This window comes from Falsiroseomonas sp. RANM36, assembly GCF_056682175.1.
The window spans coordinates 121,787-129,372 of record NZ_JBWXTD010000001.1 but is presented as its reverse complement, the minus strand read 5'-3'; the positions used below and the strand labels follow the sequence as shown (position 1 = coordinate 129,372).

The following is a 7,586-nucleotide window of genomic DNA, read 5'->3' as shown; positions in this document are numbered from 1 at the left end:
CTCGGCAGGCGCTTGGCGCCTGCCGCAATTCTCATGCGTTCGGATAGGGCAGGGGCGCCAGGTCGGGCGCCACCCAGCCCCGCCGCGCCGCGACGGAGAACAGCACCGCCTCCGACCAATAGGGCGCCAGCGCGCGCTTGCCGCTGCCGAGCGTGCGGCCATCCAGGAGCGCGTTCACGCGCGCATGCGCCGGCGCGGTCGCGTCGTCGCGCGCGAGTTCATGGCGGAGCGCGAGCAGGAAGAAGCGCGTGATCGTCTCGTGGTAGCCGCGCGTGTCGCTGTTCGGCACGCCATGGCTGTCGTTGAGCCGCATGATCAGCCCGCGCAGCTCTTGCTCCACGTCCAGCGCAGGATGCAGCAGCATCAGCCCCGCCGTCGCCGCGATGTGCCCTTCATGCGTCCAGCGCGCCTTGGGCAGCGTCGCGTCGAGCAGCCCGCGCACATGCGCGGCGAGTTCCGCATCGCTGTCGAACCTCATGCGTCCTCGCGCGGCATGTCGCTTTGCCCGAGCACCCAGCCTTCCCAGCGGCGTATCCAGGGATCCTCCGGCACGACATCCTCGCGCGCCCCGTCCAGCACGGCAATCAGCGCGAGCAGCCCGAGCACGCAGTCCAGCCTGTCCTCCCCCGCCGCATCCGCGCCGAATCCAACGGCGATCATGGAAGCCAGGTCGCGCGAAGGCTCCACCCGCAGCCGCGCCATCGCATCGCGCAGCGGCGCCGCCAGCGCGATGCGCGGCGCCTGCGCGCGCTTGCTGCCGGCCAGCCGCAGCCCGAGCTGCCGCAGCGCCTCCGCCGGATAGACCTCCGCCACCGCGACGCGCCCCGGCGCGAGCAGCGCGTGCAGCCCGCCCTGGAACGGCCAGAGCGCGACGGGCGCACCCGCCGCGAGCGCAGGTGCCAGCCAGTCCCGCCAGGCCGCGATCGCCGCCTTGCCCGATTGGTTCGCCCCCAGCGTCCAGAACACCGGCGCCCCCGCTGGCCGCGTCGCCGTCGCGCGGTCGCAGAGCCGCGACAGGTCGCGCGCGGAGGCCAGCCCGAGTGCGGCCGCATGCGCCGCGCGCGTCATCCCCTTCACGCCCCGTGCCGGATAGAAGGGCCGCGCCGCGGACACCTCTTCCAGTGTCGCGCAGACCCGGAAGAACTGCGGGTCGCCCGCCAGCCCGCGCAGCATCGCCGGAAAATCCGCTTCCGTGCGTCCCGCCGCCCAGCCTCGCGGCACGCCGAGCGGGAGGTCGAGGCCAAGCGCGACCGGCGCCCCCTCCGCCAGCAGCCCCGGCAGCAGCGCCGTGGTGTCGCCCACCGGCCGCGGCGCCTCGGCCTGCCATCCCGCGGCGCCGCGCCGTGCGACCGCCATCCAGCGCTTGCGTGGATCGATGCTCCAATCCGCATGCGCCGCGAGCATCGCCTCTCCTCCGCGCGGCTTTCGCTTCCATCTGCCGCGCAGGGTCATGCCATAGTGGCAGGGCGAGCGGGAGATGCGAGAGATGGACCAGCCCTCAGCGACGATCGGCGCGACGCCGACCGCGACGGTGCCCCTTCGCGGCGTGGACGGGCTGCACCCGGACGGTCAGTATTCCACGCTCGCCAAGTGGTTCCATTGGACCACCGTGCCGCTGATCGCGCTGGCGATCCTCTCCGGCCTCGTCATCCGCTTCATGAAGGATGACGCGAAGATGCCCTTCTACGCGCTGCACGAGAGCATCGGCCTGCTGATCCTGATGCTGGCCGTCGCGCGCCTCGCCTGGCGCGGCTTCTCCGCCCCGCCCGCGCCGCCCGACCACATCCCGCCGCGGATGCGCGTGGCCGCGAACGCCGTGCACCACGCGCTCTATGCGGCGCTGATCGTCCAGCCGCTGCTCGGCTTCTTCACGACCAACGCCTATGGCTTCCCGCTGCGCGGCGAGACGGCCTTCCTCGGCTTCATCGACCTGCCGAAATTCATGGAAGCGCATGAGACGCTGGCGACAGTCCTGCACTGGGCGCACAGCCTGATCGGCTGGTCGCTGCCCTTCCTGATCGCCGCCCATGTCGCCGGCGCCATCCACCACCACGCCATCCGCAAGGACGGCACGCTGCTCAGGATGCTCTGAGCGCGCCGCGCCACACCAAAGGGCCGCAGCGCGGCCCCGCGCGGCTCAAGCCCGCCCCACCAGGCGCCCCATGTCTGAGGCGCGCAAGCCAAGGCCGCGGATGCGGCCGCCCGGCGCTTGAGGGCCGATGCAATCTACCCCGCGCGGCTCAAGCCCGCCCCACCAGGCGCCCCATGTCTGAGGCGCGGAAGCCAAGCCGGCGGAGCCGGCGCCCGGCGCCTGAGGGCACTATTTGAGAGGCTGATGCGCCTTGTCGAGCAGCCGGCCGAGCCAGCCCTTCTTCCCGGGCTGCGCCGCCTTGGCGGCAGCCTCGACCTCCTTCGCCGCCTCGGCGGCTTCGGCCTTCGCCCGCTTCTCCTTCTCGACGAGCCACTTCTCCAGCGTCATGCCGGCCTTGGCGGCCCGCCGCGCCTCATAGGCGCGCTGGCCTTCGGTCAGGTCCTGGTGCTTGGACATGGGGAGGGTCCTCTCGCCGCGGTGAATGGACCCGGCCGCGGCGGCAGGCAAGGGCTTGCGCGGCCGCCGAACGGCGCCGACCTTCGGCGCATGGAACCCCGCGTCAAGGCTGGCATCTGGGTGAGCATGGCCACCCGCCTCTCCGACATCGCCGGCCGCCCCGCCGCCGTGATCCGCAAGGGCGACCCTGATGCCGGCGGCATCCTGTGCCTGCTGCGGGGGCGGGAAGGGCTCGTCGTCCTCTCCCAGGTCCGCGACGCGGAAGGCCGCCCTGCCTGGATGCGCGCGACCGGCGAGGCGCCGGTGGATGACGCGACGGCCGACGCCTATGTCGCGCGCCAGGTGAAGCGCGACCCTGACCTCTGGGTGGTCGAGTTCGAGGCCCCCGACTTCAAGCCGCCCTTCGAGGCGAAGCTCATCTGACACCGGCCGCCATGCTGCGACCAAGCCACAGCGACAGCGACCATCCCCGCGACGCCGCCCTGTCGCATGGCTTCCTCGCCATCGCCTTTGCGGCCGCGACGGGGTTCGTCTCCTCCTATCTGCCCTGGCCCTGGGCCTGGACGCTCGACATCGACTCGCCTGACTTCAACCCGATCATCGCCCTGCCGCTGATGCTGGCCGGCGTGACGGTGCTGGAGACGGTGCGCGCGGTGCGCGCCGAGCTGCGCCACCGCCGCTTCGGCGCCGCCACGCTCGAACTGGCCGGCCCAAGCCGGATCCGGCTCGGCGGACGGGTCGAGGGCGTGGTCCGCACCGCGCGCCCCCTGGCCCCGACGGGCGCCTACCGCATCCGGCTGCGCTGCGTGGACACGCATGAGTTCGCCGACAACCGCGACAGCGCGACCAGGCCCTACCGGGACCACGATTTCATCGTCTGGGAGCGGGCGCAGGAACGACCCGCCGAGGGCGTCGATCCGATGCGCGGCATCCCCTTCGCCTTCCAGCTGCCGGCCTTGGTCGGCCCTGCGCCGGCGCCGCGGATCAGGCCGTCGCCCTACGTCTCCTTCAAGGCCGCCATCATGATCCCGGGCCTCAGGCGCGTCTGGGCGAGCCACGACCCGCCCGTGGCGCGGCGCTGGGTGCTCGAGGTCTCGGCGCCGATGACGGGCACCGATTTCGCGGCGCATTTCCTCATCCCGGTCGAGGCGGACTGATCCGCGGCGCTACCCCGCGAACAGCCCGTCGAGCTCGGCACCCGGCATCCGCGTGCCGAGTTCCTCGAAGCGCCCTTCCCGCAGCGCCGCCACCGCGCGCCCGACCGCGCCCCAGGCGACGCCGGCCAGCGCGCCGCCGATGCTGACGCGGCGCACGCCGAGGGCCGCGATCTCCGCCAGCGTCAGACCGATCGGGCGCGAGACAAGCACATTCACCGGCAGCGGCGCCGCCGCCCGCACCACCGCCGCGATCTGCTCCGCGGTCTTCAGGCCGGGCACGTAGAGCACCTCCGCCCCCGCCTCGGCATAGGCCGCGATGCGTCTCAGCGATTCGGGCAGCGGATCGGGATGGCCCGTCAGGAAGCATTCCGCGCGGCCCACCAGGATGCCGCGCCCGGGCGCCGCATCGCAGGCCGCGCGCGCCGCCTGCATCCGCGCCACCGCCTCCTCCAGCGGAAAGAGCGGCCGCGCCGGGTCGCCTGTCGCGTCCTCCACCGACAGCGCGGCGACGCCCGTCTCCATGCAGCGCGCCACGGCCCGTCCCACGCCGTCGGCATCGGCGCCGTAGCCATGGCCGAAATCGGCGTTCACCGGCAGCGCGGTCGCGCCGACGATCTCCGCGACATGCGCGAGCACGGCGTCGAGATCCATCGCACCATCGGCCAGCCCGCGCGACCAGGCCGCGCCGGAACTCGTGGTTGCCAGCGCCCGGAAACCCTGCGCGGCGAGGTATTTCGCCGTCCCCACGTCCCACGGGTTGGGCAGCACGAAGCAGCCTTCCGCATGCAGCGCCCGAAAAGCCTCGCGCCGCGCGCCCGCCGCCGCCGCATCCAGCATGCCGCCCATCCTCGCCTCCGTCCTCGTCACGCCTTCCTCGTCACGCCACCCTCGTCACGCCACCGGCCGCGACCGGATGTTGCGGCCATCGGCCAGCGCGATCGCGTGCAGGGTCTGGCTCAGCCGATCCGGGGTCGCGAGCAGCCAGAGCCGCCCCGGCTCCGCCATCGCGAAGGCGATGTGCTCCGTGGTGGGCAGCGCCGCCTCCCACAGCGTCGTGCCGTCCGGCCGGATCCGCCGCACCCATTCCTCCATGCCGCCCACGGCGCCGGCCTGCGCCAGCAGGATCGAGGGCGGGTCCGCCGGCGCGAGCAGCCGTCCCGGCGCCTCCACCAGCAGCCCGCCGGCGCGCAGCGGCGCGACCCCCGGCACCGGCTCGGCCGCCTCCAGCACATCGGCCGCACCGCCGCCCTCGCGCACCCGCCCGCGCCAGAGCCGCAGCGGGCCGGCCTCCGGCATCGGTGGCAGGAAGGCACCGCCCGCATCCTGCGCCGCGACCGCGCCGGTGATCGCCATCTCCGCCGGCAGCAGCCCGAACCAGGTCGCGCCCATGCGCCCCTCCCGCGCCAGCGCGGGGCCGGCGAAGGCGGGGGCGCGGAACAGCGGCGGCAGCGGCGCGTCGCGCGGGTCGGTACGCCGATGCGCGATGCGTGTCGCCGGGTCGAAGGCGAAGCCGCCGCGCCCCGATGCCGTGCCATCCAGCACCAGCGCCTCCGCAAGGCTCAGCCGTCTCGCAAGCCCCGGGCGGTCCAGGCCGAACTCGGGATTGAGGCGCGCAAGTTCCGCCTGGTCCGCCGTGCTGCCCATGAAGCCCGGCCCGGCCGCGACGAGCTGGTCGGCCCAGACCCAGGCGGTGTTGCCCTGCGCGGCGATCAGCCGCGCATCCGGCGCGCCGCCCACCGGCACCACCGCCACGCGCACCTGCGCCGCGCGCCAGATGTCGTCGGCCAGATAGGAGGTGACTTCCAGCATCTCGCGCTGCGCCGGCGTCTCGAGCGACAGGTTCCAGTCGCGCATCTCGACGCGGCTCAGCACCAGCAGCGCCTCCCGCTCGTCGAGGTCGCCGGGCAGCGTGCCGCGCTGGTCGGCCTCCCGCCCGGTGGGCCGGCGAAGCTCCATGCGGGCACGGAGCAGGGGCGGGATGATGCGGCGGTTGTCGAAGCGCTGCTTCGGCTGCGCATCGGGGAACAGCGCGGGGATCCCGACGACGAGCCCGGCGAGGAGGGCGCCGATCCCGGCGATGCCGCCGATGACCAGTCTGCGGCCGGATCTGTACGCCGCCGCCGCCTCGGCATGGGTGGGCGGTTCCAGCCGCTTGCGGTCAGGGCGTTGCCGCTTGCCGTCCATCCCGGCGCTGCTCCGTTCGCCGCGCCGCTATCCCTCCGTGCCGAAGCAGCGGTCGCCGGCGTCGCCGAGGCCCGGCACGATGAAGCCGCGCTCGTTCAGCTTCACATCCAGCGCGGCGGTGTAGATCGGCACGTCCGGATGCGCCTCCCGCAGCTTCGCCACCCCTTCCGGCGCGGCGACGACGCAGACGAAGCGCACCACCGGCGCGCCGGATTCCTTCACGCGGCTGATCGCCGCGATCGCGCTGCCGCCGGTCGCCAGCATCGGGTCGTAGAGGATCGCGCCGCGCGTGGTCACCTCGGGCGGCATGCGCAGCAGGTATTGCGAGGGCTTCAGCGTGTGCTCGTCGCGCATCAGCCCGACATGGCCGACCGGCGCGTCGGGCAGGATCTGCATGCCGCCTTCCAGCAGTCCGAGGCCGGCGCGCAGCACCGCCACCAGCACCGGCTCCGGCCCGGCGAGCCTGCGGTGGTCCATGACGGTGAGCGGCGTCGTCACCTTCGCCATCACGGAAGGCAGGTCGCGCGTCGCCTCCACCGTCAGCATCGCGCCGATCTCCGCCAGGAGGCGACGGAAGCGCGGGGAGGGGGTGGCGACGTCGCGCAGCTCGGCCAGGCGGTGGCTGAGCAGGGCATGGTCCACGACATGCAGGCTGGCGGTCATCGTTCGGCGTCCGGCGGCGGTGTCCCGCAGTTGTCCTACGCCCCGGCGCCTCCGCCAAGCGCCGCGTGGCCGCGCGCGCTACGGCGCGCGAGCCGGGGGCGGGGCAGGGGCCTCCGCCGCGTTCGCCGCCGGCCCGGCTTCCAGGCGCAGCTCGATGCGGCGGTTGCGGGCATAGGCTTCCGGCGTCTCGCGGTCGTCCAGCGGCTGGGTGTCGCCGAAAGCGGCTGCGGCGACGCGGTTGCGCGGCAGGCCGGCATCGATCAGCAGCTGCGCCACGGCGATGGCGCGCGCCGCCGAGAGCTCCCAGTTGTTCGCGAAGCGCCCGCCGCCGCGGATCGGGCTGCGATCCGCATGGCCGTCCACCCGCAGCACCCAGGACAGGTCGCGCGGGAACTGCGCGGCGAGATCCAGCAGCACGCGCGCAAGGTCGCGGATCTGCTGCTGCCCCGCCGGCGACATCTCCGCGCTGCCCACCGGGAACAGCACCTCCGACTGGAAGACGAAGCGGTCGCCGGCGATGCGCACTTCCGGCCGGTCGCCCAGCACGCGGCGCAGCCGGCCGAAGAAGTCCGAGCGATAGGATTGCAGCTCCTCCACCCGCGCGGCGAGCGCCGCGTTCAGCCGCTGGCCAAGCAGCGCGATCTGCGCATCGCGGTCCCGCCCGCCGGCTTCCGAGGCATCGAGCGCCGCGTTCAGCCGCGCGATCTCGCTGCGCAGCGATTCCAGCTGGCTGGTCAGCAGCGCGACCTGCGCGCGCGCTCTCTCCGACAGCCGCGCGAATTCGCCCGACTGGCTCTCCGCCGCGTGGCGGCGCCGCTCGGCTTCGGCGGCGCGGGCGGTGGCCTCGGCGGCGAGCTGCGCCGCGGCGGCGCGCTGGCGCTCGGCCTCGGCGCTGCGCCCCGTTGCCTGCGCCACCAGCGCCTCCGCCGCGGCGCGGGCACGCGCGGCGTCCTCGGCGGGGGGGGGGGGGGGGGGGGGGGGGGGGGGGGGGGGGGGGGGGGGGGGGGGGGGGGGGGGGCGGGGGGCGCGCCCGC

10 protein-coding genes are annotated in these 7,586 nt (G+C 74.4%); 3 read left to right on the top strand and 7 right to left on the bottom strand.

The window, feature by feature from the left end; translation table 11 throughout:
* Nucleotides 1-31: 31 nt before the first annotated feature.
* Together AC1MIR_RS00645 and AC1MIR_RS00640 are read right to left on the bottom strand one after the other, a co-directional pair.
* The gene (locus AC1MIR_RS00645) at nt 32-478 is read right to left on the bottom strand and encodes a hypothetical protein (RefSeq protein ID WP_480026257.1); all 447 of its coding nucleotides are present in this window, start codon (nt 476-478) and stop codon (nt 32-34) included.
* A complete protein-coding gene (locus AC1MIR_RS00640) occupies nt 475-1,404 on the bottom strand; it encodes a hypothetical protein (RefSeq protein ID WP_480026256.1) in 930 nt (309 codons plus the stop codon). The genes AC1MIR_RS00645 and AC1MIR_RS00640 overlap by 4 nt, the downstream gene beginning before the upstream one ends.
* An 82-nt stretch (nt 1,405-1,486) precedes the next feature.
* On the opposite strand from AC1MIR_RS00640, the gene AC1MIR_RS00635 reads away from it, so the two are divergent.
* Nucleotides 1,487-2,092 carry a cytochrome b gene (locus AC1MIR_RS00635; protein ID WP_480026255.1) on the top strand — a complete coding sequence of 202 codons (606 nt, stop codon included), beginning with the start codon at nt 1,487-1,489 and terminating at the stop codon, nt 2,090-2,092.
* 228 nt (nt 2,093-2,320) lie between these two features.
* Here the strand turns inward: AC1MIR_RS00635 and AC1MIR_RS00630 are convergent, their stop codons facing one another.
* Nucleotides 2,321-2,548, bottom strand: a complete 228-nt coding sequence (locus AC1MIR_RS00630) for a hypothetical protein (RefSeq protein WP_480026254.1) — start codon at nt 2,546-2,548, stop codon at nt 2,321-2,323.
* A gap of 90 nt (nt 2,549-2,638) precedes the next feature.
* Here AC1MIR_RS00630 and AC1MIR_RS00625 point away from each other — a divergent pair, with 90 nt between their 5' ends.
* Nucleotides 2,639-2,971 carry a DUF1491 family protein gene (locus tag AC1MIR_RS00625; RefSeq protein WP_480026253.1) on the top strand — a complete coding sequence of 111 codons (333 nt, stop codon included), beginning with the start codon at nt 2,639-2,641 and terminating at the stop codon, nt 2,969-2,971.
* Nucleotides 2,972-2,982: 11 nt separating this feature from the next.
* A complete protein-coding gene (locus tag AC1MIR_RS00620) occupies nt 2,983-3,705 on the top strand; it encodes a hypothetical protein (RefSeq protein ID WP_480026252.1) in 723 nt (240 codons plus the stop codon).
* 9 nt (nt 3,706-3,714) lie between these two features.
* Here the strand turns inward: AC1MIR_RS00620 and AC1MIR_RS00615 are convergent, their stop codons facing one another.
* The 4 genes from AC1MIR_RS00615 to AC1MIR_RS00600 all read right to left on the bottom strand — a co-directional run.
* Complete coding sequence (locus tag AC1MIR_RS00615; protein WP_480026251.1) at nt 3,715-4,572, bottom strand: isocitrate lyase/PEP mutase family protein; 858 nt, start codon at nt 4,570-4,572, stop codon at nt 3,715-3,717.
* A 24-nt stretch (nt 4,573-4,596) separates the two neighbouring features.
* Nucleotides 4,597-5,889, bottom strand: coding sequence for a hypothetical protein (locus tag AC1MIR_RS00610; protein WP_480026250.1), 1,293 nt, complete (start codon nt 5,887-5,889; stop codon nt 4,597-4,599).
* Between the two features lie 27 nt (nt 5,890-5,916).
* Complete coding sequence (gene upp, locus AC1MIR_RS00605; protein ID WP_480026249.1) at nt 5,917-6,552, bottom strand: uracil phosphoribosyltransferase; 636 nt, start codon at nt 6,550-6,552, stop codon at nt 5,917-5,919.
* A 78-nt stretch (nt 6,553-6,630) separates the two neighbouring features.
* Nucleotides 6,631-7,586, bottom strand: a 956-nt coding sequence (locus tag AC1MIR_RS00600; protein WP_480026248.1) for a peptidoglycan -binding protein, incomplete at its 5' end; no start/stop codon positions are given.

Coding starts and splice junctions, on each gene's coding strand:
- AC1MIR_RS00645 (WP_480026257.1), bottom strand. CDS start 478: ATGAGGTTCGACAGCGATGCGGAACTCGCCGCGCATGTGCGCGGGCTG.
- AC1MIR_RS00640 (WP_480026256.1), bottom strand. CDS start 1,404: ATGCTCGCGGCGCATGCGGATTGGAGCATCGATCCACGCAAGCGCTGG.
- AC1MIR_RS00635 (WP_480026255.1), top strand. CDS start 1,487: ATGGACCAGCCCTCAGCGACGATCGGCGCGACGCCGACCGCGACGGTG.
- AC1MIR_RS00630 (WP_480026254.1), bottom strand. CDS start 2,548: ATGTCCAAGCACCAGGACCTGACCGAAGGCCAGCGCGCCTATGAGGCG.
- AC1MIR_RS00625 (WP_480026253.1), top strand. CDS start 2,639: ATGGAACCCCGCGTCAAGGCTGGCATCTGGGTGAGCATGGCCACCCGC.
- AC1MIR_RS00620 (WP_480026252.1), top strand. CDS start 2,983: ATGCTGCGACCAAGCCACAGCGACAGCGACCATCCCCGCGACGCCGCC.
- AC1MIR_RS00610 (WP_480026250.1), bottom strand. CDS start 5,889: ATGGACGGCAAGCGGCAACGCCCTGACCGCAAGCGGCTGGAACCGCCC.
- upp (WP_480026249.1), bottom strand. CDS start 6,552: ATGACCGCCAGCCTGCATGTCGTGGACCATGCCCTGCTCAGCCACCGC.